Source organism: Delftia sp. PE138 (genome assembly GCF_018320755.1).
Classification (GTDB): domain Bacteria; phylum Pseudomonadota; class Gammaproteobacteria; order Burkholderiales; family Burkholderiaceae_C; genus Comamonas; species Comamonas tsuruhatensis.
The window spans coordinates 265,935-291,848 of record NZ_JABEPN010000001.1; the positions used below are offsets into that span (position 1 = coordinate 265,935).

Consider the following 25,914-nt stretch of genomic DNA (forward strand, 5'->3'; position numbering starts at 1 on the left):
CCCAAGTTCCTTCAAGCCGCCATTGTTCCTGTCTTGTCCTGCCGTCGGGCGCATCATCCGTTTCCATGGCCCGTGTCCTTCCTCCGTCCCTGCGCAGTCTCCACTGGTCCACCGGCCTGGTGCTGTGGACCTATGCGGCGCTGCACCTGTCCAACCATGCCCTGGGCCTGGTCTCGCTGGCCACGGCCGAGGCCGTGCGCGAGGTGGTCCACGGCGTGTGGCGATCCCTGCCCGGCAGCCTGCTGCTCTACGGCGCGCTGGCCGTGCACATGGGACTGGCGCTGCAGGCGCTGGCGCGGCGGCGCAGTCTGCGCATGCCGGCGCTGGAGGCCGTGCGGCTGCTGCTGGGCCTGAGCCTGCCGCTGCTGCTGGCCCTGCACGTGCCGGCCACGCGGCTGGCGCAGGAGGCCTGGGGCGTGGACCCCTCGTATGCGCGCATCGTGCGTTCTTCCTGGAATCCGTCCAGCATGGCCATCCAGCTGCTGCTGATGGCGGCCGCGTGGACCCACGGCTGCATGGGCCTGCACATGGCCCTGCGTGCGCGCGGCTGGTGGCGGCGCTGGCAGCCGCTGCTGCTCACGGCCGCCGTGCTGCTGCCCGTGCTGGCGGCGCTGGGCATCGTCTCCATGGCGCGCGAGATCGCGGCGGCCGGTGTGCCCGCGCCGGCCGGGCCTTCGCCGCAGGCGGCGCAGCTGCTGCGCGATCTGACATCGGGGCTGCGCCAGGGCTGGCTGGCCGGCCTGGCTGCCTTGCTGGCCGGCCCCTGGCTGTGGCGGCGCATGCGCCTGCGCGGGGCCCGCCAGGTGCTGCTGCACTATCCGGGCCGCACCGTGCAGGTGGCCCAGGGCATGAGCGTGCTCGAAGCCAGCCGCGAGCATGGCATTGCCCATTTGTCGCTGTGCGGCGGCAGGGCGCGCTGCTCCACCTGCCGCGTGCGCGTGTCCGGCCCGGCGGCCCACCTGCCTGCGCCGGGGCGCGATGAGCGCCTCACGCTGGAGCGCGTGGGTGCGCCGCAGGACGTGCGGCTGGCCTGCCAGCTGCGGCCCACGGGCGATGTGCAGGTGGCGCCGCTGTTTCGCTCGCCGGCAGCCGCCCAGGCCGGGCGGGGCGATGAGCAGCGCGAGGTCCGCGAAGTGCGCGCGGTGGCCATCCTGTTCGTGGACCTGCGCCGCTGGTCCGGCCTGGCCGAGCGGCAATGGCCCGTGGACCTGTCCTGGGTGCTGGACCAGTATTTCGAGCGCGTGGGCCAGGCCGTGCACGACAGCGGCGGCATGGCCAACCAGTTCATCGGCGACAGCGTGATGGCCATCTTCGGCCTGGACACCGACCTGGATACGGCCTGCCGCCAGGCCGTGCAGGCCAGTGCCCTGATAGACCGGCGCATGCAGGAGTGGAGCGCGAGCTTCGAGGCGCAGTTCGGCCAGCCGGTGGATTTCGGCATGGGCCTGCATGCGGGGCGCGCCGCCGTGGGGCGCGTGGGCTTCGAGCACACCACCACCTTCACGGCCGTGGGCGAGGTGGTCAACACGGCCAGCCGCCTGCAGGAATACACCAAGAGCGCCCAGGCGCGGCTGGTGCTGTCGCTGGAGGTGGCGCGCCGCGCGGGCGTGGCCGATGGCCTGGGCGAAGTCCGGCAGGTGCAGGTGCGCGGGCGCTCCGAGCCCCTGCCGGCCCTGCATGTGGCACGGCCCGGCCTGCAGTGGCCCTGAGCGTGGATGGTGGGCGTGGACGATGAGCGTGGACAGTGAGCGCGGGAGCCGGAGAGTTTGCGCAAAGCTGTGCGTTTAGGCACTGACGCGCAGGCGGGCGAAGACGAGACTGCAGCCATGCAGAACGCAATCACGCGCTGCAGGATTTGACAAAGGATTCGCCATGAAGCACGCAAAGACCCTCTTCGCCATCACCGCCCTTTCTGCCGCCCTTTCCTCCGCCTTGTGGTCGGGCATGGCCTCGGCCGCCACGGTATCTGCAGAAACCTGGTTCGGCGCCGAGCCCGCCAGCTCCGGCCCCGCGCTGTCGCGCGCCGAGGTTCAGGCCGACCTGGCCCTGTGGAACCGCGCCGGCCTCAACGTCTACCGCGAGTCCGACGTGAACCACTGGGATGCCGACTACCAGCAGCGCCTGGCCCAGTACCAGCGCATGCGCAGCGGCCCCGAGTACCTGGCCGAAGTGCAGCGCCTGGGTGGCTCGGTGAAGGCGGCCGAAGGCCAGGGTTCCGGCCGTGTCCCGGGCTGAGCCGACGATGCGCGCCGCCACGCATTCCACTGCCCATGCCGCCGCATCGCCCTGGGCCGACTTCGCACCGCTGCTGGCCCGGGTGCTGCTGAGCCTGCTGTTCATCTACAGCGGCATCGGCAAGCTGATGGGGCCGGAGGGCACCATGGCCTATATCGCCAAGGCGGGCCTGCCGCTGCCCATGCTGTCGTATGCCATGGCGCTGGTGGTGGAGCTGGGCGTGGCCACGGCCCTGCTGCTGGGCTGGCGAACCCGCGAGGCCGCGGCCGTGATGGCCGTGTTCAGCGTCATGTCGGCGCTGATGTTCCACAACCAGTTCGGCGATAAGGGCCAACTGGTGCAGTTCCTGAAGAACCTGGCGATCGCCGGGGGATTCGTGCAACTGATGCTGGCGCCCGTGGCGCGCTGGAGCCTGGACGCACGGCGTTGAATGCGAGCCAGTGTTGTGCACTGAACACTGCCTATGAAACCGGCGCTGCCCAAAGCCGGGGACACCGAGGAAGGGCCGCCCCGCCCCGAGGGTGTCGTCCCCCTCCCTCGCGAAGCGAGTAGAGAGGGGGAAGGCGCGTAAGCGCCTCAGGGGGTGTCTATTGTTTTCACACCTTGATGCCTTTTTCAGCCAGGCGGCGGGCATAGGCGGCCAGGATCAGCCGCTCCGAATGCACCAGGTAGTCATTGAGCGCGGCAGCGGCCTCGGCCGGCTTGCCGTCCTCGAACTGCTGCAGGATGCGCGCATTCATGTCCACATAGGGCGCATGCAGGAAGTGCGGGTCGCGCAGCAGGCCGAAGGCCAGGCGCAGCTCGGCCAGCAGGTGCTCGAACATGGTGTCCAGGCGCTCGCTGTCGGCCAGCTGCACCACGGCCTTGTGGAAACTCATGTTGGCCGTGCCCACGCCGGACCAGTCCTGGGCCTCGCGGTGGCGCTGTGCCGCTTCCACGGCTTCGCGCATCAGGCTGCGCGCCGGGTGCATGGGATAGGCCTGGGCCAGGGCCTGGCACTCCACCATGCGGCGCACGCGGTAGATGTCGATGATGGAGGCGATGCTGGGCGCCGCCACCGACACGCCCTTGTTGGGCTCGTGCACCAGCAGCCCCTCCTTGGTCAGCAGCCGGAAGGCCTCGCGCAGCGTGTTGCGCGAGATCTGCAGGCTTTCGCTGAGCGAGGCTTCCGACAGCTTCTGCCCGGGCTCCCAGGCACCATCGATGAGCTTGCTGCGCAGCTGCTCGGTCACGCGGTCGGTCAGGTTGAGGATGTCGGTGCTGCGGGTCATGGTGGTCGGGATGCAAGGGCCAGAGCGCAGTGTAGCCAGCGCCGGGCCGGTCGCCGGTTTCGTGCAGTGCTCAGGTGGGGTGTTGCAGCCTGGCGAAGGCCTGCAGCGTGCTGTCCACGGCGGCATCGTCGATATGGCGGTGCGTGACCAGGCGCAGCAGGCCGGCGCTGCCCGTGCGCACCAGCACGCCGGCCTGGGCCAGGCGTGCTTGCCACAGGCGCGCTTCGGCCGCGCTGGTGTCAACGCGAACCTGGACGATGTTGGTCTGCGGCAGTTCGGCCGCGCACCAAGCCGGGTCGATGGCGCGCAGGCCCTGGTGCAGGCGGCAGGCGCGCGCATGGTCGTCGGCCAGGCGCTCGACCATGTGCTCCAGCGCCACCAGCCCTGCCGCCGCAATCACGCCGGCCTGGCGCAGGGTGCCGCCGAGCATGCGCCGTATGGTGCGCGCCCGCGCGATGAAGTCGGCCGGCCCCATGAGCACCGAGCCCACGGGCGCTGACAGCCCCTTGGACAGGCAGACGGTGACCGAGTCAGTGTGCGCAGCCATCTCGCGGCAGGACAGGCCCAGTGCCACGGCGGCATTGAACAGGCGCGCGCCATCGGTGTGCACGGGCACGCCATGGCGGCAGGCCAGCGCATGCACGGCGGCCAGCGCCTGGGGCCCGGCGACGGTGCCGCCCCGCGCATTGTGCGTGTTCTCCACGGCCACCACTGCGCTGGGGCAGCGTGCGGAGATGGAGGTGTCCAGCGCCGCCTCCAGCGCGGGCAGGGCGATCAGGCCGCCGTCGCCGGCCAGGCTGTGGTAGTGCATGCCGGTCAGGCCCGCGGCGGCGCGCTCGGCGTTCAGCAGATGGCTGCCGGCCTCGGCCAGCACCTCGCCGGGCATGCGGCCATGGGCGAGCACGGCCACCAGATTGCCCATGGTGCCGCTGACCACGAACAGGCCCGCAGCCTTGCCGAAGCGCTGGGCTGCGGTCTCCTCGAGCGCGCGCACGGTCGGGTCGCCGTCCAGGCCGTCATCGCCCAGCGGGGCGCGGGCCATGGCTTCGAGCATCTGCGGCGTGGGGCGCGTGACGGTATCGCTGCGCAGGTCGATGGCGTCGGGAAGAGGGTGCAGGCTGGACATCAGTCGGCCTTGATGTTGCGTTCCTTGACGACGCGCGCCCAACGCGCCGCGTCGGTCTCCATCTGGGCGCCGAACTCTGCCGCAGTGCGGGGCGTCAGCTCCAGCCCCAGGGACTGCAGCTTGGCCTGCAGCGTGGGCGTGGCCATGGCGCGGGCCACGGCATCGTGCAGCGTGGTCTGGATGCCGGAGGGCAAACCGGCAGGCCCCAGCAGGCCGAACCAGTGCAGCACGGTCAGGCCGCGCACGCCGCTTTCGCCCAGCGTGAGAACCTGGGGGAGGGCCGGCGAGCGTTGGGCGCTGGTGGTGGCCAGGGCGCGCAGCGCACCGCTTCGGATATGCGGGATCACGGTGGGTGCCGAGGCGAACATGCTCTCGGTATGCCCGGCAACCACATCGGCAATGGCCTGCCCCGAGCCCTTGTAGGGGATGTGGGTGATGAAGGTGCCGGTCTGCTGCTTGAACAGCTCACCCGCCAGATGCGTGGCCGTGCCCGTGCCGCCCGATGCAAGGTTGAGCCGGCCCGGCTGCGCTTTGGCCAGGGCCACGAATTGCTTCACGCTCTGCGCCTTGAAATTCGGGTTGACGGCCAGCACCAGCGGCGATGATCCGATCAGGGCCACGGGCGTGAAGTCCTTGAGCGCGTCGTAGGGCGTCTTGTACAGGCTGGGCGTGATGGTGTGCGGCATGTCGGCCATCAGCAGCGTGTAGCCGTCAGGCGCGGCCCGCGCCACCATTTCTGCGCCCAGCATGGCCGAGGCCCCGGGCCTGTTGTCCACGACCACGGGCTGGCCCAGTTCACGCGACAGTTCCGTGCCCAGCGCGCGGGCGATGTTGTCCGAGCCGCCACCGGCCGTATAGGGAACGATGATGCGCACGGGCTGCGCCGGCCATTTCTGCGCCGGCGCAAGGCCGGGCAGGGCAGCGGCGGCCAGGATGAGCAGGCGGCGTGGCACGCCGCGGTGGGAAGCGCAGGGCACAAGGCGGTGGCGTTCGGCAGGCATGGCGAGAACTCCTTGGTGCGGCGAGAGAAAGAAACCATCGCGGCCCGGCCCGCGAGCCACCACCGGCATCAACCGATGAAGCGCCCCGCGTTGCCCAGCACGCCCAGGTCGATGAAGCTGGAGCCCACATGCGGCGGCTGGCCGCTGTAGTCGATCACAAAGCCGCCCATGTCCCAGTTGCGCATGCCGGCCAGCGCCGAGCGCAGCCTGGCCTGGGTGGGGTCGCGGCCGGCGCGTTCCAGGCCCTCGGCCAGCACGCGTGCATTCACATAGGCTTCCAGCGAGCCCATGGAGAACTCCTGCTGGCCGTGGGCGCGCAGGGCCGATTGGTAGTCGCGCACCAGTTGCAGCCGGGCCTGATGGGGCGCGGGGACGACCATGGTCATGGCAAGGCCCCGGGCGTCGTCGCCCAGCGGCTTGAGGCTGTCGTTGGGCAAGGTCACGCTCAGGCCCGTGAGCAGCACGCCGGGCACACTTTTGCGCAGGCCGCGCACCAGCGCGACCGACACCGTGCCGGCCGTGGCCAGCAATACGGCGGACGGACGGGCCGCATGCACTTTGTTCAACACTTCGGCCAGGTTCTTGCCATCGGTGGCAATGGCCGCCTGTACGGAGGGGGCCATCTTCCCGGCTTCCAGTGCGCGTGTGGCGTCTTCCAGTATTTCCCGGCCGTAGGCGTTGTCCAGGTAGACGATGCCGATGCCCTTGAGGCCCATGCCTGCAAGCCGCTGTATCAGTCGGTGGACCTCATTGGTGTAGCTGGCCCGGACATGGAAGACGTTGCGCGCGCCCTTGCGCAGCGACGAGGCGCCCGTGATCGGCGCCACGTAGGGAACGCCAGCCTCTTCGATCAGCGGAATGATGGCCGCATTGTTGGGCGTGCCGTTGCACGACAGCAGGGCGAAGGCCGTGCCCTTGGACAGCATCTGCCGCACGTTGTCGGCCGAGCGCTGGGGCACATAGCCATCGTCCACGATCTGCAGCTGCAGCGTGCGGCCGTGAATTCCGCCGCGGGCATTGATCTGCGCCATGGCCGCTTCCGTGCCCAGCTTGATGTCGGTGCCGTATGCGGCCAGCGGGCCGCTCAGGGACACCGTGGAGCCGATGGTGATGGCCTTGGCGGACAGGCCGGCCTCGTCGGCAAAGGCATTGCGCACGAAGGCCGGCGCCAGGGCCGGGACCGCTGCGATGGCCGCAGCGCGGGGAACCAGGGAAACAATCTGACGGCGTCGCATGGATTCAGGGCTCGGGCAAGGTGGTTTGGGAGCAGGAAGGGCCATTCACGACGCCTGCCGCGCATGCGCCCCGCGCTGGGAGCGCGGCCCATTGTAGGAGGCGGCCTTGCCGCAGGCGATACCGGCGCAGGGGCATTGTTGCATTCATGTCTTCTATCGGTATTCAATCATCGATAGTTTTTCTGACTTTGGCAAGAACCCTGTCAGTGCACATTGCGTAGGCAGGTGTATGCGGGTTTGTACTATCAGTATGCGTTGATTGTCTTAATCACAATTAGTTTCTGTAAGACAAATTACTAGTTTTGTTGAACAAAACCAGGTCGGCAGCGCACTCCTTGCCACCGGGTTGGGCATGCGGGGTGGCTCGACGGCCGTCGCGCACCGGGGGTGTGAAGGGGGAATCAACATGCTGACTGACGTCAATCTCTGGCCGCTTATCGGGGTGGCCATCATCGTTGCGGGCTTCGTGCTGCGCTTCAATCCCATGCTGGTCGTGATCGTCACGGCCATCGGCACGGCACTGGCGGCGGGCTTTCCCGTCGACAAGGTGCTGGCCACCATCGGCACGGGCTTCATCAAGACGCGCAACCTGCCGCTGATCATCCTGCTGCCGCTGGCCGTGATCGGCCTGCTGGAGCGCCATGGCCTGCGCCAGCATGCGCAGAACTGGATCAGCTCCATCAAGTCGGCCACCGCTGGCCGCCTGCTCATCGTCTACCTGGCGGCGCGCCAGCTGACGGCCGCCGTGGGCCTGACCAGCCTGGGCGGGCATCCGCAGATGGTGCGTCCGCTGCTGGCGCCCATGGCCGAAGGCGCGACCCAGTCGCGCTTCGGCATCCTGCCCGCCAAGGTGCGTGACAAGCTGCGCGCCTACTCGGCCGCCACGGACAACGTGGGCCTGTTCTTCGGCGAGGACATCTTCGTGGCCTTCGGCGCCATCGTGCTGATGACCACCTTCCTGAAGGAAGCCGGCATCGAGGTCGAGCCCATCCACGTCGCGCTGTGGGGCATTCCCACGGCCATCTGCGCCTTCGTGATCCACGCCTGGCGCCTGGGTCGCCTGGACCGCATGCTCGAGCGCGAGCTGGCCCAGTACAAGGCGGGCGTCGCAGCCGACGCGGCCAATGCCAACGCCACCCAAGCCAAGGGAGCCTGAAATGACGCTGACCATCCAACACCTGTACTACCTGGTCGGCTTCGTCCTGGCCGTCACGGCCGTGATGACGCTGCGCGATGCCAGCAATCCCAAGCGCTGGTCCAGCGGCCTGTTCTGGGCGCTGTATGCGGCCGTGTTCCTGGTGGGCCATGAGCTGCCCCCCATGGTGGTGGGCGTGATCGCCGTGGCCATGGCGCTGATCGCCGGCTTCGGTGGCGTGGGCAGCGGCCGCCACGCGCCGCGCAGCGATGCCGAATACCTGGCCAGCGCCAAGCGCCTGGGCAACAAGCTGTTCGTGCCGGCCCTGGCGATTCCGCTGATCACCATGGTGGGCACGCTGAGCGCCTCGCACCTGGTCTTCGGCGGAACGCCCCTGCTGGACCCCAAGGCCACCACGCTGGTGAGCCTGGGCGTGGGCTGCGTGCTGGCGCTGGGCCTGGCCTGCTGGCTGACCCGCGAGACGCCGGCCCAGGGCATGCGCGAATCGCGCCGCCTGACCGATGCGCTGGGCTGGGCCCTGGTGCTGCCCCAGATGCTGGGCATGCTGGGCCTGGTGTTCTCGGACGCCGGCGTGGGCAAGGCCGTGGCCTATGTGACCACCACCTATATCAACATGGACATCCGCTTCGTGGCCGTGGCCGTCTACGTGCTCGGCATGGCGCTGTTCACGGTGGTGATGGGCAATGGCTTCGCGGCCTTCCCGGTGATGACGGGCGGCGTGGGCGTGCCCATTCTGGTGGGCGTCTACCATGGCGACCCGGCCGTGATGGCGGCCATCGGCATGCTCTCGGGCTACTGCGGCACCCTGCTGACGCCCATGGCGGCCAACTTCAACCTGGTGCCCGCCGCGCTGCTGGAGATCGACAAGAATGCCGTGATCCGCGCCCAGGTGCCCACGGCCCTGGCCCTGCTGACGGCCAACGTCTTCCTCATGTATTTCCTGATGTTCCGTTAAAGGACGGACTGTTGCCATGACCGATTCCACTTCCCCGCGCATCCTGGTGACCGGCTTCGAGCCGTTCGAGCAGGACCCTGTCAATCCCTCGTGGGAAGTGGCGCGTGCCCTGCATGGAGAGATCGTGGAGGGCGCCACCGTCCACGGCCTGCAGCTGCGCTGCGTGTTCGGCGAATCGCTGCGCCAGCTGCAGGAGGCGCTTGCGCAGCTGCAGCCGGTGCTGGTCATCAGCCTGGGCCTGGCCGGCGGCCGCAGCGAGTTCACGCCCGAGCGCGTGGCCATCAATATCGACGACGCCCGCATTCCCGACCATGCGGCGCGCCAGCCCGTGGACCAGGTGGTGATCCCGGGCGCGCCCGCCGCGTACTTTTCCACGCTGCCCATCAAGGCCGTAGTGCACAACCTGCGTGCGCGGGGCATTCCGTCTTCCGTGTCCAACACGGCGGGCACCTTTGTCTGCAATCACGTGTTTTTCGCGCTCATGCACTGGCTGGCCCAGGGCAAGGCTGCGCCGGGTGCGCGGGGCGGCTTCATCCATGTGCCGGCCCTGCCTGAGCAGGCAGCGCGCAAGCCGGGCATGCCCAGCATGTCGCTGGCCGACCAGGTGGCTGCCGTGCGCGAGACCATCCGCACGGCCCTGACCGTGTCCCAGGATCTGAAGGAAAACGCCGGCCAGCTGCACTGAACCCCGTGCACCGAGTCCGGTGAGGAGAGAACGATGAAAATTGACCTGAACAGTGATCTTGGCGAGAGCCTGGGCGGATGGCGCATGGGCGACGATGCCGCCATGCTCGATATCGTCAGCAGCGCCAACGTGGCCTGCGGATTCCATGCCGGCGACCCGGCAGGCATCCTGGAGACGCTCAAGGCCGCCCGCGCGCGCGGCGCCATCGTCGGCGCCCATGTGTCCTATCCCGACCTGGTCGGCTTCGGCCGGCGCAACATGGACGTGGCCAGCGCCGACCTGGTGGCCGGCGTCATCTACCAGATCGGTGCGCTGCAGGGCCTGGCCCGCGTGGCCGGCACCGAGGTGCGCTACGTCAAGCCGCACGGCGCGCTCTACAACACCATTGCCCACGACAGGCGCCAGGCCACCGACGTGATCACCGCCATGCGCGCCATCGACCCCAGCCTGGTGCTGGTGGCGCTGGCCGGCTCGCCGCTGATCGACTGGGCGCGCGATGCGGGCCTGACCGTGGTGGCCGAGGCCTTTGCCGACCGCGGCTACACGCCCGAGGGCACCCTGGTCTCGCGCCGCGATCCGGGCGCCGTGCTGCACGATGTGGACCAGATCGCCGCGCGCATGCTGTCCCTGGTGCGCGACGGCGTGGTCGAGGCCGTCGATGGCAGCCTGGTGCGCATTGCCGCCGACTCCATCTGCGTGCACGGCGACAGCCCCGGTGCCGTGGCCATTGCACGCCACCTGCGCGAACGTTTCGAGCAGGAGGGCGTGCGCATTTCCTCCTTCGTGGGCTGAGGGCACACCATGCGTTTTCTACCCGTCAACCGGCAGGCCCTGATGGTGGAGCTGGCCGATCTCGATGAAACCCTGGCCCTGCTGGGCTCGCTGCAGCGCGAGCCCATCGATGGCGTGCAGGAGCTGGTGCCGGCCGCGCGCACCGTGCTCGTGCAGTTCGCTCCCGCCAGGCTGGGCGTGGCCGAGCTGGTGCGCCGCATTGCCGCGCGCGACCTGGGCCAGCGGGCCGAGCGCAGCAATGTGCTGGTCGAGATTCCCGTGCACTACGACGGCGAGGACCTGGCCGACGTGGCGCAGCTGCTGGGCCTCACGCCCGAGGAAGTCGTGCGCCGCCACACGGGCAGCGAGTACGCCGTGGCCTTCACGGGCTTCGCGCCCGGCTTCGCCTACCTCAGCGGGGGCGATCCGATCTTCAACGTGCCGCGCCGCACCACGCCGCGCACGCGCGTGCCGGCCGGCTCGGTGGCGCTGGGCGGCACGTTCAGTGCCGTCTATCCCCAGGCCAGCCCGGGCGGCTGGCAACTGATAGGCCGCACCTCGGCCCGCATGTGGGACCTGGCGCGCCAGCTGCCCGCGCTGCTGCAGCCCGGCTACCGCGTGCGCTTTGTCGATGCGGCCGGCATGGCCCAGGTGGATGAGGCGCCCGCGCCCGCCGTGGCGCAGGCCGCGCCGCATGAAGGCAACGCGCTGCGCGTCAAGGCCACGGGCCTGATGACGCTGTTCCAGGACCGGGGCCGCCTGGGCCAGGCCGGGCAGGGCGTCTCGGCCTCGGGCGCCATGGACCAGGCAGCCTTCAAGGCCGCCAACCGCCTGGTCGGCAATGCCAGCGACCTGGCCGTGCTGGAGACCGTGGGCGGTGGCCTGTCGCTGCAAAGCCGGGGCGAGACCGTGGTGGCCGTCACGGGCGCCGATGCGCCCCTGACCGTGACCACCGGGTCCGGCCAGCGCTGGAGCGTGCCGCGCTACCAGGCCGTGGCCCTGGCCGATGGCGACCTGCTGACCATTGCCCAGCCCGTGGCCGGCGCGCGCTGCTATGTGGCCGTGCGCGGCGGCTTTGCCGTCACGCCCGTGCTGGGCAGCGCCTGCACCGACATCCTGGCGAATGTCGGCCCAGCCGCCCTGGCCGTGGGCCAGATCCTGCCCGTGCGGGCTGCGGACCGCACGGCCGTGTCCGCACCCGAGCTGCCGCCCGAGTCCCTGCCCATCGCCGGGCAGGACGTGGTGCTGGACGTGGAGCTGGGCCCGCGCACCGACTGGTTCACGCCCGAGGCCGTGGCCCTGCTGGCCGCGCAGCGCTGGCAGGTCACGCCGCAATCGAACCGCGTGGGCCTGCGCGTGGCGGGCGAGCAGCCCCTGGCGCGCGCCGTGGCCGGCGAGCTGCCCAGCGAAGGCACGCCGCTGGGCGCCATCCAGGTGCCTCCCAGCGGCCAGCCCGTGCTGTTCCTGGCCGACCATCCGCTGACGGGCGGCTATCCCGTCATCGGCTGCGTGGCGCCGCACCACCTGGATCTGGCCGGCCAGATTCCCGTGGGCGCCTGGATCCGCTTCAACCCCATCCGCGCCTTCGAGGAATATTCCCCCGGCGCGCAAGGCGCCCAGCGCCTGCAGAACAATTGAAGGTATTGCGATGAAAAAAGTCCTGATTGCCAACCGTGGCGAGATCGCCGTCCGCATCGCCCGCGCCTGCGCCGACTACGGCGTGAAATCCGTGGCCGTCTACGCCGATGCCGACATCGACGCCCTGCACGTGCGCATGGCCGACGAGGCCTATGGCCTGGACGGCGAGCGCCCGGCCGACACCTACCTGAACATTGCCAAGCTCATCGCCATCGCGCACAAGAGCGGCGCCGACGCCGTGCACCCCGGCTACGGATTCCTGTCCGAAAGCGAAGCCTTCGCGCGCGCCGTGCTGGATGCGGGCCTGCGCTGGATCGGCCCCACGCCCGAGACCATCGCCAAGCTGGGCGACAAGGTCGAGGCGCGCAAGATCGCCCTGCAGGTCGGCGCTCCCCTGGTGGCCGGCACGCCCGACCCCGTCAAGGATGCCGGCGAAGTGCTGGCCTTTGCCCAGCAGCACGGCCTGCCCATCATCATCAAGGCCGCCTTCGGCGGCGGCGGGCGCGGCATGAAGATCGCGTGGCGCATGGACGAGGTGGAGGAACTCTTTCACTCGGCCGTGCGCGAGGCCGTCACCGCCTTCGGCCGCGGCGAATGCTTTGTCGAGCAATTCCTGGACCGCCCCCGCCACATCGAGGCCCAGGTGCTGGCCGACACCCACGGCAACGTGGTCGTGCTGGGCACGCGCGACTGCTCGCTGCAGCGGCGCAACCAGAAACTGGTGGAAGAGGCCCCGGCGCCCTTCCTCAGCGACGATCAGCGCGCCCGCATCCACAGCTCCGCACGCGACATCTGCGCGGCGGCCGGCTACGTCAGCGCGGGCACGGTGGAATTCCTGTTGAGCCAGACGGGCGCCATCTCCTTCCTCGAAGTCAACACGCGCCTGCAGGTCGAGCACCCCGTGACCGAGCAGACCACGGGCGTGGACCTGGTGATCGAGCAGCTGCGCGTGGCCGACGGCCTGCCCCTGTCCATCACCGAAACCCCGGCGCCGCTGGGCCACTCCATCGAATTCCGCATCAACGCCGAAGACGTGGGCCGCGGCTTCCTGCCCACGCCCGGCCCCGTGGTGCGGTTCGACCCGCCCTCGGGCCCCGGCGTGCGCCTGGACACGGGCGTGCAGACCGGCTCGGTCGTGCCCGGCAGCTTCGACTCGCTGATGGCCAAGCTCATCGTCAGCGGCGCCACCCGTGAACAGGCCCTGGCCCGCGCACGCCGCGCCCTGGCCGAGTTCCGCATCGAAGGCCTGTCCTCCGTCCTGCCCTTCCACCGCGCCGTCATCGGCCACGCCGACTTCGTGGGCAACGACGGCTTCAAGGTCCACACGCGCTGGATCGAATCCGACTTCGCCGAACCCCTGGCCGCCGCCGTGCGCGCCGAGCCGCTGCCCGACGCCAGCCTGGTGCGCTGCGCGGTCGAGATCGACGGGCGACGGGTGTCGCTGGGCCTGCCTGCGGTGCTGCTGCAGGGGCTGGCATCGGCTGGCGGCGGTGTGTCTGCCGCGCCGGCTGCCGAATCTGCCGTGGACCCCGCTGCCGTCACCTCACCCATTGCAGGCAATCTGCATGCGTGGAAGGTGGCCGATGGCGATACCGTTCAGGAGGGCGATGTGATTGCCGTCATGGAGGCCATGAAGATGGAGATGCAGGTGACTGCGCATCGCAGTGGGGTGGTGGCTTTGGTGGCTGAGGCGGGGAAGGCGCAGGTGCTGGGGGCTGTGATTGCTCGGATTGGCTGATTTCTGGTTGACCTGTTTTTGATTCTGTTGTGCCTCTGGCGGCAGGAGCCGGGTTTCGGCCCGGCGGCCGACCCGCTTTCTTGTCGCGCGATAAGAAAGTAGGCAAAGAAGCGCGCCCCAAACTGCCCACGACCCCTTCGCTTCGCTACGGGGCGACCTGCGTTGGGCGGGATGCGGGGTGCGCCGTGAAACTCGTTGCGCGCTGCGCGCTTCACTCAAACATCACGGCGAGCTAGACAACGAAGCAGCCCTGTCCTTCGGCAGGGCTGCCACCCCGCATCCCGCCCAACGCAGGCGTGGGCAGAAGGGGGGAGGCTGGGGAACAGCCAACAGCAAAATGCCAAAGGCCAGAAATGCAAACAGCCGACGCGCCACCGCTGCGCTCGGCTGTTTTCTCATAGAGGCCGAGCGAAGCGACGGCCCGGGCAAACTCCCCGTATGTCCGCGCCTGCGGCGTGGTGGTTGCGGGGTTGCAGTCCTGCCGAAGGACAGGACTGCTTCGTGATCTGACTCGCTGCGGTTGTCTGAGCGGAGTTCACGCAGTGAACGCAGCGAGTTCCGCAGCGAACCCCGCAACCGCCACGACGCAGGTTGCCCCGCAGCGAAGCGAAGGGGTCGCGGACATCCGGGTCGCCTTTTCTTGGCCTACCTTCTTTTGGCGAAGCAAAAGAAGGTAGGTCGGCCGCCGGGCCGAGACCCGGCCTCGAAAAACAACCCCCCGGCAGGGAACAAAACAGATCCCTGGACCCATCAGGAAGACTCAGCGCCCACCCTGAAAACTACGCGTGCTGTACAGATCCGCCGGCAGCCGCGACAGCAGCGGCAGACCAGACACCGCATCCACCGGCTGCCTCTCGATGTAGTTGAAGAACACATCGGAATCGAGCACGCCAATGTCCAGACGGCGCGCATCAGGCACGGCCGCCAGCGTCTTGTAGCCATCGCCACCCGTGGCATTGAAGCTCAGCACGAACAGCTTGTATGTGCGCGCGGTATCCAGCGGCTTCCACGTCTTGCTCGCGTTGTCATACACCTCGATGCCCGACACGCGCTGGCCGGCTGCCGCTGCCGCATTCACGTCAAAGCGCAGGCCGCCCGTGTAGGGGTAGGGGCCGGTCGTGCCGCTGGGGCCGTAGACGGCCTGCAGGCCGTCCTCGAGCATGCCCTTGACTTCCGTGCCGGTGATGTCGAGGCGGAACAGCTTGTTGCCGAAGGGCAGGACCTGGATGACCTGGGCGGCCGTGACCTGGCCCAGCAGCGGGATGCGCACGCCGCCGCCGCTTTGCAGGGTGATGTCGGCGCCGCCGTAGTGGCGGTTGGCTTCTTCCAGGTAGGCCTGGGCCACGAGCTGCTGGATGTCGCCGCCGCGCACGCTCACGCTGCCTTCGGCATTGCAGGCGGCGCTGGACTGGCTGTAGTTCATGGTGCCGACGCCGCCGGGCACGCGGCGCGAGCACAGTTCCCGGGGCACGGTGGCGACCTGCTTGAGGTTGAACTGGGCGACCTTGTCCTTGAAGGGCTGCAGCGCGGCGGTGGCCTTGGCTGAGGGCGTGGTCACGCGCAGCACGCCGGTGGCGGCGGCGCTGGCCTTGAGGGCGGTCTTTTGCGCATCGGTGGCGGCCTTGCCGGCGATGGTGAAGCTGTCGCCGATCAGCACATGGGGCGTGCCCGTGCACTGGGTGACGCGGCCGTCGGCGTCGAACTGGACCTTGAGGTCGCCGACGACCTGGGCGTACTCCCAGGCCTGGACCACGCAGACGGGGCTGCCGTCCCTGTCGGCCAGGCGCGTGGGGTAGGCGCCGCCGGGCGTGCCCACGCCGGTGGTGTTGAGCACGTCGGGGCCGAGCAGGGTGTGCGAGTCGCCGCCCACGACCACGTCCACGCCGCTGAGCTTGGGCACGATCTGGCGGTCGTACTCATAGCCCACATGGCTCATGACGATGATCTTGTTGATGCCCTTGGCGCGCAGCGCGTCGATTTCGCGCTGGGCCGCCGTGGCCTCATCCTCGAAGGTGGTGTCGGTATCGGGGCTGGACGATGCCTTGGTCTTGCCCGCAATGGTCAGGCCGACGATGCCGATCTTCTGGCCGCCGCGCTCCACCACGGTGGAGGGGTTCACATAGCCCGGAGCCTTGGCCGCGTTCAGGGCCGAGTTGGTGCCAAAGCGCACGTTGGCGCTGAGCACGGGCGTCTTGCAGGTGCCGGCGCGCAGGCGGTCCAGGAAGGACTTGAGGCCGCTGTCGCCCTTGTCGAACTCGTGGTTGCCCAGCGTGAAGGCGTCAAAGCAGACGGTGTTCATGAGGGCGGCATCGGCCTCGCCGTCGGCGCCTGCGCGGTTGAAGTACAGCGTGCCGGTGAGCGCGTCGCCGGCGTGCAGCTTGAGCACGTTGGGCGACTGCGCGGCCAGCTCCTCGATGGCCTGGGTCACGCGCGCAAAGCCTGCGGCGTCCACGGACACGGCTTCGGCCTTGCCCGTGCCGGCGTCCAGCTGCAGGGTCTTGCTCTTGGACTCCAGCGTGGAGTGGTGATCGTTGATGTGCAGAATGCGCAGCTCCAGCGGCTGGCCTGCGGGCGTGTCGTTGCCGGAGCCGCCGCAACCGGCGATCAGGGCGGAGGCAGCCAGGGCCACGGCCAGCGGGCGCAGGGCGGGGCGATGGGAGGTCAAGGACATGAACGGGTTCTCTCTGTATCGGTTTGTCACGGCCGCCGATGCTGGGCAAGGCAGATGACATGGCGATGAAAGCGCCCTGCAGGGGGCTTGACCTTGACATGGTGGCAATCTCTAAAGTGCCTGCATGCGAGAACAAAGGAGTCAGGCAATGAATGCATCGACCAAGGCCGGCATGGCCATAGACCTGCCCGTTCAGGGCATGACCTGCGCCTCCTGCGTGGGGCGTGTGGAGCGCGCGCTCAAGAAGCTGCCGGGCGTGCAGGAAGCCGTGGTCAACCTGGCCACCGAAAAGGCCAGCATCCGCTTCGAGGGCGCGGCCGATCTGCCCGCCGCCATTTCCGCCATCGAGAAGGCCGGCTACGAGGTGCCCCAGTCCAGCGTGGAACTGGAAGTGGAGGGCATGACCTGCGCCTCCTGCGTGGGCCGCGTGGAGCGGGCGCTGAAAAAGGTGGAGGGCGTGCAATCGGCCAGCGTGAACCTGGCCACCGAACGTGCAGTGGTGACGCTGGCTGGCAGCGCAGATGTGGCGGCCCTTGTGGCAGCTGTGCACAAGGCCGGGTACGAGGCGCGTCCGCTGGGCGCCAGCGCGAACCCGGCCAGTGAAGGCGGCGCAGCGCAGTCGCCGGCCGAAGACGGCACGGAGCAGCGCCAGGCGCGCGAGCGGGCCTCGCTCAAACGCTCGCTGATCGTGGCCACGGTGTTCGCGCTGCCGGTGTTCGTGCAGGAGATGGGCGGCCACATGGTGCCGGCCTTCCACCACTGGGTGGGGCAGGCCATCGGCACCCAGAACAGCTGGTATCTGCAGTGCGTGCTGTCGGCCATCGTGCTGTTCGGGCCGGGCCTGCGTTTTTTCCAGAAGGGCATTCCCGCGCTGCTGCGCGGCGCGCCCGACATGAATTCGCTGGTGGCCGTGGGCACTTCGGCGGCGTTTGCCTATTCGCTGGTGGCCACCTTCGTGCCGCAGTGGCTGCCGGCCGGCACGGTGAATGTGTATTACGAGGCGGCGGCCGTGATCGTGGCGCTGATCCTGCTGGGCCGCTTCATGGAGGCGCGCGCCAAGGGCAATACCTCCGAAGCCATCCGCCGCCTGGTGCGCCTGCAGGCCAAGACGGCGCGCGTGCGCCGGGATGGCGCCGTGCAGGAGGTGGACATCGCCGCCGTGCGTGCGGGCGACACCATCGAGGTGCGGCCCGGCGAGCGCATTCCCGTCGATGGCGAGGTCATCGAGGGCAGCAGCTTCGTCGATGAATCCATGATCAGCGGCGAGCCCGTGCCGGTCGAGAAAACCCCGGGTGCCGAACTGGTCGGCGGCACGGTGAACCAGAACGGCGCGCTGGCCTTTCGCGCCACCAAGGTGGGCGCGGACACGCTGCTGGCGCAGATCATCCGCATGGTCGAGCAGGCCCAGGGCTCCAAGCTGCCCATACAGGCGCTGGTGGACCAGGTCACCATGTGGTTCGTGCCGGCCGTGATGGCCGTGGCCCTGCTGACCTTCGGCGCCTGGCTGGCCTGGGGGCCGTCGCCCGCACTGAGCTTTGCGCTGGTCAATGCCGTGGCCGTGCTCATCATCGCCTGCCCCTGCGCCATGGGCCTGGCCACGCCCACTTCCATCATGGTGGGCACGGGCCGGGCCGCGCAGATGGGCGTGCTGCTGCGCAAGGGCGAGGCGCTGCAGACCTTGAAAGACGCCCGCGTGGTGGCCGTGGACAAGACCGGCACGCTGACGCGCGGCCGCCCCGAGCTGACCGACCTGGTGCTGGCCCCGGGCTTCGAGGGCGAGCGCAGCCGCGTGCTGGCGCTGGTGGCGGCCGTGGAGGACCGCTCCGAGCACCCGATTGCGCGCGCCATCGTGGATGCTGCCAAGGCCGAGGATCTGCCGCTGGGCGCCGTGGATCGCTTTGAATCGGTGACAGGCTTTGGCGTGCGCGCCCAGGTGGACGGCGTGCGCGTGGAGATCGGTGCCGACCGCTTCATGCGCGAATTGGGCCTGCAGGTGGACACGCTGGCAGACGGGGCCGCGCGCCTGGGCGACGAAGGCAAGACGCCGCTGTATGCCGCGGTGGACGGTCGCCTGGCAGCCATGATCGCCGTGGCCGATCCCATCAAGGACAGCACGCCGGCCGCCATTGCCGCGCTGCACGCCTTGGGCCTGAAGGTGGCCATGATCACCGGAGACAACCGCCGCACGGCCGAGGCCATTGCGCGCCAGCTGGGCATCGACGAGGTGGTGGCCGAGGTGCTGCCCGGCGGCAAGGTCGATGCCGTCAAGCGCCTGAAGGCCGAACACGGCACGCTGGCCTATGTGGGCGACGGCATCAACGACGCGCCGGCCCTGGCCGAGGCCGATGTGGGCCTGGCCATCGGCACGGGCACGGACATCGCCATCGAGGCGGCCGACGTGGTGCTGATGTCGGGCGACCTGGGCGGCGTGCCCAATGCGATTGCGCTGTCCAAGGCCACCATGGCCAACATCCGCCAGAACCTGTTCTGGGCCTTTGCCTACAACGTGGCCCTGATCCCCGTGGCCGCTGGCCTGCTGTACCCCGTCAACGGCACGCTGCTGTCGCCCGTGTTCGCGGCCGGGGCCATGGCGCTGTCCAGCGTCTTCGTGCTCAGCAACGCGCTGCGCCTGCGGCGTTTCAGTCCGCCGCTGGCGGCGGGGCGTTGAACGACGAAGGCAGTCAGCCGGGCAGCTTGGGGACGTCTATGAAGTCGTCCAGGCTCAGGCCTTTTTCCTTGAGCAGGGCTTCTAGCACGGGCTGCAGGCGGCCCAGGCTTTGCTGCACGGTCTCGCGCACCGTGTCCACCACGACCTGGGTGCTGCGGTCGATCTCCACATTGAGCAGGTCGCCCACGCCCTTGGACTCGAACACGGTCATGCGGCGCGTCTCGGGGATCAGCCAGACCTCGAACCAGCCGGCCTGGCGGTCCACCTCGGACACCGTGAGGCTGGCGCCGTTGATGGCGATGTAGCCCTTGGCGAACACGTAGTGGCGAAAGCCCTCGGGAATGCCGAAGCGGATGCGGTGGTTGGTGTCGCTGGAGGCCACTTCCAGCACGGGCGAGGTGAAGTCCACGTGGCCCGACAGCGGATGGCCGCCGATCTCGGCGCCGTCCTTTGCCGCGCGCTCCACATTGACGCGCCCGCCCACGGCATAGCCGCCCAGCGTGGTGATGTTCAGGCTTTGCAGCATCACGTCGAAGGTGGCGCGCGTGGGCGAGAGGATCTCCGTCACCGTCAGGCACACGCCGTCGGTGGAGACGCTGGCGCCGATGGCCAGGTCCTGGCAGAAGCCTTCGGGAAAGTCGAGGGTGAAGGTGCGCAGGCCGTTCTGGTCGCGCAGCGCGGCAATGCTTGCCACGGCCTGGATGATGCCGGTGAACACGATGTGGGATTCCTTGGAGCCGCCCGGTCGGCGGCGAAGCGGGTATTTTGCATCGCGGCGCTGCGCTGCGGGGGCGCAGGCCGGCGTGTCCCTGCGGGCATCAGGCCGGTGCCGCGGCCTCTTCCCACCAGCCGCTGAGGAGGGCGGGCGGCCGCTGCGCCGCATGCACCCAGGCACAGGACGGCCAGGCATCCTGCTGCACGTTCATGCCCGCATAGATGCCGTAGCCGGGGCCGGCCGCGATCTCGCCTTCGGCATGCAGGGTCTCGCCCGCGCGGATGCTGCAGGCCGCACGGATGTCGCCCAGCGCGCGCATGCCCCAGTCCACCTCGATGTGGCTGCCGCCTTCCACGTCGGCGCCAGCGTACAGGCCGTGGCCCAGCTCGATCAGGCCGCTGGCGCGGATGCTGCCGCCCGCGCGCAGGCCCTTGCCGCAGCGGATGGCGCCCTGCACCTCGATGTCCTGGCCGGCCTGGGCCCCTCCGCCCAGGCGCAGGTCGGCGCCGCAGCGCAGCTCCCAGCCGGCGCGCACGTCCTCGGCGCGCAGTTCCTCGTGCACGTCCACGCTCCAGGCGGCCTTGACCAGGCCGCCGGCCTGCAGCGGGCCGCTGCAGAAGATGGCGCCGCCGCTGTGCAGGTCCTGGCCGGCCTCGATGCGGCCCGCGTGGATGCCGGCGCCGGCCTGCAGCGTGCGGCCCACGGCCAGCAGGCCGGGCACGCGCAGCTCGCCATGCACGACGACGCTGCCCGAGAACACCAGGGCATCGGCCTCCAGGTGATCGACCTCCAGCACGGCATCGGTGGGGCCGAACTGGTTCATGAGCCAGCGCGCGTCCTCGACGCGGCCATCGCCCACCAGGGCGTCGAGCACGCGCTGGTAGTCGTTGCCGTCATGGCGGTTGCGCACGAACCAGCGAAAGCCCGCCGCGCAAGGGCTTTTGGCGCGCAGAAAGTTTTGGGAGAGTTCCATGTCCATCGTCAGCTCCTGGGTCACAGCGGCTGTGCCATGCGGCGGCGCAGCCTGAAAGGCGTGCAGGCCAGGGCGATGCGGGCGTGGGCCGGCAGCTCCTGGCATGCGTTTGCATGCGGATTCGCTGCGGGGGCCGTGCGGGAAGCTGGGGTTGGACCTCAGGCTTTCCGCACGGCGGCGGAAAGCAGGGCCGTGAAGCCGCACAGGCTGATGAAGGCCGTGGGCACGCCGTGCACGCGCTGCGGCCGCTGCGCGCGCAAGGCGGTGCAGCGGGTCGGGGCGTGGCGGAAAAGGCGTGTAGGGGCCATGGACAGGGGGATTAGCAGCCGCGATTATGCCGCCAGGCCATTTGCGCACGGGGGCATGGGGGCGTGTACAGGACGGGGCTTCGTTGCTTTGGGTAACATCACGGACCCTGCGGGCGCCCGGTGGAGGACCATCGGCGCCCGGTTGCCCTGCTGCGCGGCGATCGGCCCGGCAGGGTCCTCTCGCCAAGAGAAGCCCATGAATTCCAAGACTCCCCCCTCGTTCCTGAGCCGCATCGCCATCGCGATCGGCAGTTTCTTCGCCATCCTCGGCAACGGCCCCCTGGCCGCCGATGTGTCCCGCCTGCGCGACGGCGAGCCGCTGGCCGCCGACGTGCCGCCGCCCGCACCCAAGGAGGTGCGCGTGGAGGTGCCCGTGGACCGGATCGTCGAGGTCCGCGTCGAGGTGCCTGTCGAGAAGGTGGTCGAGAAAGTGGTTGAAAAGCGTGTCGAGGTGCCGGTCGAGAAGATCGTCGAAAAGACCATCGTGGAGCCGGCCGCACCCGCTGGCACCGCCGCACTGCAGCTGCTGGGCCTGCTGCAGCGCGAGGCGCGCTTCGTGGACTTCGTGCAGGAAGACGTGGCCGGCTATGCCGACGCCGAGATCGGCGCCGCCGCCCGCGTGGTGCACGAAGGCTGCCGCAAGGTGCTGCGCGAGCATTTCAGCATCGCTCCCGTGCGTGCCGAGGCCGAAGGCAGCCGCGTCACGCTGGCCGCAGGCTTTGATGCCGCCGCCGTGCGCCTGACGGGCAACGTGGTCGGCCAGGCGCCGTTCACGGGCACGCTGGGCCACCGCGGCTGGCGCGTGGACGATGTCCGCCTGCCCCAGCTCACCGATCACAAGGCCGCCGCCATCGTGGCCCAGGCCGAGGTGGAGCTGTAAGCATGGACCAGTCCCGTCAATCCTCCCAGGCGCGCTACAGCATCGGCATCGACCTGGGCACCACGCATTGCGCGCTCTCCTATGTGGACCGCCAGGCCAGCGATGGCGAGAAGGTGGAGCAGGGCGTGCTGGACATTCCCCAGCTCACCGGCCCCTCCAGCGTGGAGGCACGCCCGCTGCTGCCATCCTTCCTTTACCTGCCGCATGAAAGCGAGCTGACTGCGGCCGACATGGCCCTGCCCTGGGGCGCCAGCCAGGACTTCGTGGTGGGCGAGTTCGCGCGATCGCGCGGCGCGGCCACGCCGATCCGGCTGGTCTCCAGCGCCAAGAGCTGGCTGTGCCATCCGGGCGTGGACCGCCGCTCGCCCCTGCTGCCGGCCGATGCGCCCGAGGAGGTGCACCGCGTCTCGCCGCTGACCGCCTCCATCCGCTACCTGTCGCACCTGCGCTGGGCCTGGGAACAGGCCCATCCCGAGGCGCCGTTCGATGCCCAGGATGTGACGGTGACCATTCCCGCATCGTTCGACCCGGCCGCGCGCGAGCTGACGGCCGAGGCCTGCCGCGCCGCGGGCTTCCAGAAGCTCACGCTGCTGGAGGAGCCCCAGGCTGCGCTGTACAGCTGGATCCAGGCCAGCGGCGGCCAGTGGCGCAAGCAGGTGCAAAGCGGCGAGATCATCCTCGTCGTGGACGTGGGCGGCGGCACTACCGACCTGTCGCTGATCGCCGTGCTGGAAAAGGACGGCGGCCTGGAGCTGCAGCGCGTGGCCGTGGGCGAGCACATCCTGCTGGGCGGCGACAACATGGACCTGGCCCTGGCCTACGGCGTGGCCCGCAAGCTGGCCCAGGAGGGCAAGCAGCTCGACGCCTGGCAGACCCGTGCCCTGGCCCATGGCTGCCGCCAGGCCAAGGAGCAACTGCTGGCCGATGCCACGCTGCAGTCCGTGCCCGTGGTCGTGCCCAGCCGGGGCAGCAAGCTCATTGGCGGCAGCATCCGCACCGAGGTCACGCGTGACGAGGTGCTGCAGATGCTGGTGGAAGGCTTCTTCCCGCGCGCAGCCGTCTCCGACAAGCCCCAGACCCGCGCGCGCGCCGCGCTGACCCAGCTGGGCCTGCCCTATGCGCAGGACGCAGCCGTCACGCGCCACCTGGCGGCCTTCCTCTCGCGCCAGGCCGGCGCCACCGAGCAGATCGAAGGCCTCAAGGGCACGCAGCCCGAGGGCGCGTCCTTCCTGCATCCCTCGGCCATCCTGTTCAACGGCGGCGTGCTCAAGGCGCCGCAGATCGAGCAGCGCATCCTGGAAGTCGTCAACGGCTGGCTGGCCGGCGAAGGCGCGCAACCCGCGCGCCTGCTGGACGGCGCCAACCTCGACCTGGCCGTGGCGCGCGGCGCCGCCTACTTCGGCCATGTGGCGGCTGCGGGCCGTGGCGTGCGCATCCGTGGCGGCACGGCGCAGAGCTATTACGTGGGCGTGGAAAGCAACATGCCCGCCATCCCCGGCATGGAGCCGCCCATCTCGGCCCTGTGCCTGGCGCCCTTCGGCATGGAAGAGGGCACCGAGGTGGCGCTGGACACCCAGGAATTCGGCCTGGTCGTGGGCGAGCCCGTGCGCCTGCGCTTTTTCGGCTCCTCCGTGCGCCGCGCCGACCAGGTCGGCACCGTGCTGGACTTCTGGGGACCCGAGGAACTGGTCGAGCTGCAGGAGATCGAGGCCCACCTGCCCGCCGAAGGCCGTGCGCCCGGCGAGATCGTGCCCGTCACCCTGCATGCGCGCGTGACCGACATCGGCACGCTGGAACTCAACGCCGTGCCCGTGGGTGGCGAAGAACGCTGGAAGGTGGAGTTCGACGTGCGGGCCGACACCCTGCAGGACTCGTAAACTTGAGACAGCTGCGTGGCTGGAGCTTGATGGGATGCCGAATCCTATTAAGTAGTGAGAGGCAGGTGCGGCCCGACTTGATGCCACTATTTGCTGCAACGCGGTCCGTGCCGAGCGTCTCTCGGCATGACCATGCTTTTATTGAAACTTAGGCCTGAAAAATGCGCTTGTTGCACTACCTTGAAATCCAGAACTTCAAGCGCTTCGGCGAACGTCAGCACATAAAGCTGGATCACCCTGCGGTACTCATTGGCCCCAATAATTGCGGCAAGACTAGTGCGATTCAGGCTTTGGCTTTGTGGGCGCAGGCTGTACAGACTTGGTATGAGGCCCGTCGCGATTCCACTGCGAAGGAACGTACTGCAACATCTATCAACCGGCTCAATATCGTAGCTGTACCGGTACAACGCACGCGGTTTTTTTGGAACAATGCGCAGGTGCGCAAAGGCAGCAAAGATATCCCTCTCCTCATCACTGTGGGCGTGGAGTTTCAAGGAAAAGTGCATGCACTGACAATGCGCTTTCGCAATCAGGGTGACGAACTCGTATATTGCTCACCGGATGAGTCCGTGATGGCTAATCTTGATTTGCTAGCTTACGCAGCAAGCTTGAAGGTGGAGTTGCTTTATCCCATGTCGGGGCTGGACACAGAGGAGCCCATATTGCAACCAGGCCGCGTGGATGTGTTGCTAGGGCAGGGGCGCACAGCAGATGTACTACGTAATCTTTGTCTGGCAGTAGTCAAATCATCGACGGATGATTGGACTCGAATTGCTGGTCTCATGCGCAGACTTTTTAATGTGGAACTGAGTGCGCCTAAAGAGACTACACGCGGAAGTATTATGTTGGCCTATCGGCAGCCTGGGGTCAAAGAGGCATTGGATATTTCTTCTGCTGGGCGTGGTATGCAGCAAATGTTATTGGTGTTTGCTTATCTTTATTCGCACAAGCGCAGCGTATTGCTTGTGGATGAACCCGATGCTCATCTGGAAATATTACGCCAGAAGCAGGTATATGTATTGCTAAGGGACATCGCTAGCGAGAACGGTTCACAGGTGGTGCTGGTAACCCACTCTGAAGTAATTTTGGATGAAGCACTGGACACCAATCTGACGCTATTATTGGAAGGACGTACAGATGATTTGGCGGGCAAGCTGGATATTCGCAATGCCCTTAAGCACTTCGGCGCGGAGCACTACGTCAAGGCTCGCGAGCGTGGTTACGTCCTTTACGTTGAAGGGGGAACGGATGTGGACATGCTCAGGGCTCTTGCCGAGCACATCCGGCATCCGGTGGCATCCATATGGGATGAAAGGATCAATACTTTTTATGTTCAGAACAACTATCCGCAACAAGACATGGATGCGGAGTTGGAGCGGGTGGAAGGTGGTTTTAGCGTAACGCCCCGGGATCACTTCAAGGGGCTGAAAGGACTGCTTTCCGGCCTGCAAGGATTGGCCATCCTTGACAACGACGGGCATAGTCGACAGGACCGAGATGAAGGAGCACTGAAGATCCGGTACTGGAGACGTTACGAAACCGAGAACTATTTCCTGACACCGGATCTTTTGCGGCGCTATGCGCTGCATCAGTACCCGTCCGACGATTTGTTTTCGCAGGATGCGCAGACTGCTGTGCACGATGTTCTAAGGGCATTGGTCACAGAGTTAATCTTTGATGGCAATAAGACAGACTATGACGCATGGCAGCAGTTTCCACCTGAGGCCGCACGGCTCTTATGGGAGGCAAAAACCGAGCGCCGCAAGCTCAGTACGTTGGCAGAGACATTTTTCCGGCAACTCGCACGACGCCTAGGCGGCGCAATGCTGCTGACCAAGGGAGAGCTTCATCGGCTGGTTCCCCTCGCTGAATTGTCAGCAGCAGCAGAGACTGAGGTGCGCGCGAAACTAGATCTCTTGGAGGAACTGTTCCGTAGGGCCCAACGGCATGGTGAGCAAGTAAACGTGCCTGATTCGGAGCATGTTTTGCCCACTGAGTCGCAAGGGTGATG

Annotated in this window: 21 protein-coding genes; 13 read left to right on the plus strand and 8 right to left on the minus strand. The window is 68.3% G+C overall.

All coding sequences use genetic code 11. The annotated features are described in order from the left end of the window. Positions 1 to 65 precede the first annotated feature (65 nt). The 3 genes from HFGMBDPB_RS01185 to HFGMBDPB_RS01195 all read left to right on the plus strand — a co-directional run bounded on the left by HFGMBDPB_RS01185 (position 66) and on the right by HFGMBDPB_RS01195 (position 2,665). Complete coding sequence (locus HFGMBDPB_RS01185; protein WP_212644750.1) at positions 66 to 1,709, plus strand: adenylate/guanylate cyclase domain-containing protein; 1,644 nt, start codon at positions 66 to 68, stop codon at positions 1,707 to 1,709. A 163-nt stretch (positions 1,710 to 1,872) separates the two neighbouring features. Continuing rightward, a complete protein-coding gene (locus tag HFGMBDPB_RS01190; RefSeq protein ID WP_212644751.1) occupies positions 1,873 to 2,235 on the plus strand; it encodes a DUF4148 domain-containing protein in 363 nt (120 codons plus the stop codon). Positions 2,236 to 2,242: 7 nt separating this feature from the next. Beyond that, entirely contained in the window at positions 2,243 to 2,665 is a 423-nt protein-coding gene (locus HFGMBDPB_RS01195; RefSeq protein ID WP_047218891.1) for a DoxX family protein, read from the plus strand. A 166-nt stretch (positions 2,666 to 2,831) separates the two neighbouring features. Here HFGMBDPB_RS01195 and HFGMBDPB_RS01200 read toward each other — a convergent pair whose 3' ends face one another. The 4 genes from HFGMBDPB_RS01200 to HFGMBDPB_RS01215 all read right to left on the minus strand — a co-directional run bounded on the left by HFGMBDPB_RS01200 (position 2,832) and on the right by HFGMBDPB_RS01215 (position 6,868). Beyond that, complete coding sequence (locus HFGMBDPB_RS01200) at positions 2,832 to 3,506, minus strand: GntR family transcriptional regulator (protein WP_012207532.1); 675 nt, start codon at positions 3,504 to 3,506, stop codon at positions 2,832 to 2,834. Between the two features lie 70 nt (positions 3,507 to 3,576). Beyond that, a complete protein-coding gene (locus HFGMBDPB_RS01205) occupies positions 3,577 to 4,632 on the minus strand; it encodes a threonine aldolase family protein (RefSeq protein WP_212644752.1) in 1,056 nt (351 codons plus the stop codon). Beyond that, complete coding sequence (locus tag HFGMBDPB_RS01210) at positions 4,632 to 5,633, minus strand: tripartite tricarboxylate transporter substrate binding protein (protein ID WP_212644753.1); 1,002 nt, start codon at positions 5,631 to 5,633, stop codon at positions 4,632 to 4,634. Before HFGMBDPB_RS01210 ends, HFGMBDPB_RS01205 begins: the two co-directional genes overlap by 1 nt. Positions 5,634 to 5,701: 68 nt before the next feature. Further along, positions 5,702 to 6,868, minus strand: a complete 1,167-nt coding sequence (locus tag HFGMBDPB_RS01215; protein ID WP_016448770.1) for an ABC transporter substrate-binding protein — start codon at positions 6,866 to 6,868, stop codon at positions 5,702 to 5,704. Positions 6,869 to 7,274: 406 nt separating this feature from the next. On the opposite strand from HFGMBDPB_RS01215, the gene HFGMBDPB_RS01220 reads away from it, so the two are divergent. The 6 genes from HFGMBDPB_RS01220 to HFGMBDPB_RS01245 are packed head-to-tail and all read left to right on the plus strand — an operon-like array spanning position 7,275 to position 13,811. Beyond that, positions 7,275 to 8,024 (plus strand): DUF969 domain-containing protein, encoded by a 750-nt coding sequence (locus HFGMBDPB_RS01220; RefSeq protein WP_016448769.1) that lies wholly within the window; start codon positions 7,275 to 7,277, stop codon positions 8,022 to 8,024. Between the two features lies 1 nt (position 8,025). Continuing rightward, entirely contained in the window at positions 8,026 to 8,979 is a 954-nt protein-coding gene (locus tag HFGMBDPB_RS01225) for a DUF979 domain-containing protein (protein WP_016454392.1), read from the plus strand. Between the two features lie 16 nt (positions 8,980 to 8,995). Continuing rightward, a complete protein-coding gene (pcp, locus tag HFGMBDPB_RS01230) occupies positions 8,996 to 9,664 on the plus strand; it encodes a pyroglutamyl-peptidase I (protein ID WP_016454391.1) in 669 nt (222 codons plus the stop codon). Positions 9,665 to 9,697: 33 nt separating this feature from the next. Further along, the gene (locus tag HFGMBDPB_RS01235; protein ID WP_034397115.1) at positions 9,698 to 10,456 is read left to right on the plus strand and encodes a LamB/YcsF family protein; all 759 of its coding nucleotides are present in this window, start codon (positions 9,698 to 9,700) and stop codon (positions 10,454 to 10,456) included. Between the two features lie 9 nt (positions 10,457 to 10,465). Further along, positions 10,466 to 12,073 carry a 5-oxoprolinase subunit B/C family protein gene (locus tag HFGMBDPB_RS01240; RefSeq protein WP_212644754.1) on the plus strand — a complete coding sequence of 536 codons (1,608 nt, stop codon included), beginning with the start codon at positions 10,466 to 10,468 and terminating at the stop codon, positions 12,071 to 12,073. A 10-nt stretch (positions 12,074 to 12,083) separates the two neighbouring features. Continuing rightward, positions 12,084 to 13,811 carry an acetyl/propionyl/methylcrotonyl-CoA carboxylase subunit alpha gene (locus HFGMBDPB_RS01245; protein WP_212644755.1) on the plus strand — a complete coding sequence of 576 codons (1,728 nt, stop codon included), beginning with the start codon at positions 12,084 to 12,086 and terminating at the stop codon, positions 13,809 to 13,811. Positions 13,812 to 14,571: 760 nt separating this feature from the next. Here the strand turns inward: HFGMBDPB_RS01245 and HFGMBDPB_RS01250 are convergent. Then, positions 14,572 to 16,482, minus strand: coding sequence for a bifunctional metallophosphatase/5'-nucleotidase (locus HFGMBDPB_RS01250; RefSeq protein ID WP_212644756.1), 1,911 nt, complete (start codon positions 16,480 to 16,482; stop codon positions 14,572 to 14,574). A gap of 148 nt (positions 16,483 to 16,630) precedes the next feature. On the opposite strand from HFGMBDPB_RS01250, the gene HFGMBDPB_RS01255 reads away from it, so the two are divergent. Beyond that, on the plus strand, positions 16,631 to 19,150 hold the full coding sequence (locus HFGMBDPB_RS01255) for a heavy metal translocating P-type ATPase (RefSeq protein ID WP_212644757.1): 2,520 nt from the start codon (positions 16,631 to 16,633) through the stop codon (positions 19,148 to 19,150). A gap of 13 nt (positions 19,151 to 19,163) precedes the next feature. Here HFGMBDPB_RS01255 and HFGMBDPB_RS01260 read toward each other — a convergent pair whose 3' ends face one another. From HFGMBDPB_RS01260 to HFGMBDPB_RS01270, 3 genes are all read right to left on the minus strand, one after another. Continuing rightward, positions 19,164 to 19,868, minus strand: a complete 705-nt coding sequence (locus HFGMBDPB_RS01260; RefSeq protein ID WP_012207520.1) for a riboflavin synthase — start codon at positions 19,866 to 19,868, stop codon at positions 19,164 to 19,166. A 100-nt stretch (positions 19,869 to 19,968) separates the two neighbouring features. Beyond that, the gene (locus tag HFGMBDPB_RS01265) at positions 19,969 to 20,844 is read right to left on the minus strand and encodes a hypothetical protein (protein ID WP_026062924.1); all 876 of its coding nucleotides are present in this window, start codon (positions 20,842 to 20,844) and stop codon (positions 19,969 to 19,971) included. Positions 20,845 to 20,996: 152 nt separating this feature from the next. Further along, positions 20,997 to 21,146 carry a hypothetical protein gene (locus tag HFGMBDPB_RS01270; protein ID WP_164474686.1) on the minus strand — a complete coding sequence of 50 codons (150 nt, stop codon included), beginning with the start codon at positions 21,144 to 21,146 and terminating at the stop codon, positions 20,997 to 20,999. 196 nt (positions 21,147 to 21,342) lie between these two features. On the opposite strand from HFGMBDPB_RS01270, the gene HFGMBDPB_RS01275 reads away from it, so the two are divergent. The 3 genes from HFGMBDPB_RS01275 (at position 21,343) to HFGMBDPB_RS01285 (ending at position 25,912) form a co-directional block, all read left to right on the plus strand. Then, positions 21,343 to 22,026 (plus strand): DUF2760 domain-containing protein, encoded by a 684-nt coding sequence (locus HFGMBDPB_RS01275; RefSeq protein WP_034397107.1) that lies wholly within the window; start codon positions 21,343 to 21,345, stop codon positions 22,024 to 22,026. Between the two features lie 2 nt (positions 22,027 to 22,028). Next, positions 22,029 to 23,903, plus strand: coding sequence for an Hsp70 family protein (locus HFGMBDPB_RS01280; RefSeq protein ID WP_212644758.1), 1,875 nt, complete (start codon positions 22,029 to 22,031; stop codon positions 23,901 to 23,903). Positions 23,904 to 24,064: 161 nt separating this feature from the next. Further along, positions 24,065 to 25,912 carry an ATP-dependent nuclease gene (locus tag HFGMBDPB_RS01285; protein WP_212644759.1) on the plus strand — a complete coding sequence of 616 codons (1,848 nt, stop codon included), beginning with the start codon at positions 24,065 to 24,067 and terminating at the stop codon, positions 25,910 to 25,912. Positions 25,913 to 25,914 lie beyond the last annotated feature (2 nt).

Excerpts from the sequence above, each read along its gene's own strand:
- HFGMBDPB_RS01185 (WP_212644750.1), top strand. The coding sequence starts at position 66 with ATGGCCCGTGTCCTTCCTCCGTCCCTGCGCAGTCTCCACTGGTCCACC.
- HFGMBDPB_RS01190 (WP_212644751.1), top strand. The coding sequence starts at position 1,873 with ATGAAGCACGCAAAGACCCTCTTCGCCATCACCGCCCTTTCTGCCGCC.
- HFGMBDPB_RS01195 (WP_047218891.1), top strand. The coding sequence starts at position 2,243 with ATGCGCGCCGCCACGCATTCCACTGCCCATGCCGCCGCATCGCCCTGG.
- HFGMBDPB_RS01200 (WP_012207532.1), bottom strand. The coding sequence starts at position 3,506 with ATGACCCGCAGCACCGACATCCTCAACCTGACCGACCGCGTGACCGAG.
- HFGMBDPB_RS01205 (WP_212644752.1), bottom strand. The coding sequence starts at position 4,632 with ATGTCCAGCCTGCACCCTCTTCCCGACGCCATCGACCTGCGCAGCGAT.
- HFGMBDPB_RS01210 (WP_212644753.1), bottom strand. The coding sequence starts at position 5,633 with ATGCCTGCCGAACGCCACCGCCTTGTGCCCTGCGCTTCCCACCGCGGC.
- HFGMBDPB_RS01215 (WP_016448770.1), bottom strand. The coding sequence starts at position 6,868 with ATGCGACGCCGTCAGATTGTTTCCCTGGTTCCCCGCGCTGCGGCCATC.
- HFGMBDPB_RS01220 (WP_016448769.1), top strand. The coding sequence starts at position 7,275 with ATGCTGACTGACGTCAATCTCTGGCCGCTTATCGGGGTGGCCATCATC.
- HFGMBDPB_RS01225 (WP_016454392.1), top strand. The coding sequence starts at position 8,026 with ATGACGCTGACCATCCAACACCTGTACTACCTGGTCGGCTTCGTCCTG.
- pcp (WP_016454391.1), top strand. The coding sequence starts at position 8,996 with ATGACCGATTCCACTTCCCCGCGCATCCTGGTGACCGGCTTCGAGCCG.
- HFGMBDPB_RS01235 (WP_034397115.1), top strand. The coding sequence starts at position 9,698 with ATGAAAATTGACCTGAACAGTGATCTTGGCGAGAGCCTGGGCGGATGG.
- HFGMBDPB_RS01240 (WP_212644754.1), top strand. The coding sequence starts at position 10,466 with ATGCGTTTTCTACCCGTCAACCGGCAGGCCCTGATGGTGGAGCTGGCC.
- HFGMBDPB_RS01245 (WP_212644755.1), top strand. The coding sequence starts at position 12,084 with ATGAAAAAAGTCCTGATTGCCAACCGTGGCGAGATCGCCGTCCGCATC.
- HFGMBDPB_RS01250 (WP_212644756.1), bottom strand. The coding sequence starts at position 16,482 with ATGTCCTTGACCTCCCATCGCCCCGCCCTGCGCCCGCTGGCCGTGGCC.
- HFGMBDPB_RS01255 (WP_212644757.1), top strand. The coding sequence starts at position 16,631 with ATGAATGCATCGACCAAGGCCGGCATGGCCATAGACCTGCCCGTTCAG.
- HFGMBDPB_RS01265 (WP_026062924.1), bottom strand. The coding sequence starts at position 20,844 with ATGGACATGGAACTCTCCCAAAACTTTCTGCGCGCCAAAAGCCCTTGC.
- HFGMBDPB_RS01270 (WP_164474686.1), bottom strand. The coding sequence starts at position 21,146 with ATGGCCCCTACACGCCTTTTCCGCCACGCCCCGACCCGCTGCACCGCC.
- HFGMBDPB_RS01275 (WP_034397107.1), top strand. The coding sequence starts at position 21,343 with ATGAATTCCAAGACTCCCCCCTCGTTCCTGAGCCGCATCGCCATCGCG.
- HFGMBDPB_RS01280 (WP_212644758.1), top strand. The coding sequence starts at position 22,029 with ATGGACCAGTCCCGTCAATCCTCCCAGGCGCGCTACAGCATCGGCATC.
- HFGMBDPB_RS01285 (WP_212644759.1), top strand. The coding sequence starts at position 24,065 with ATGCGCTTGTTGCACTACCTTGAAATCCAGAACTTCAAGCGCTTCGGC.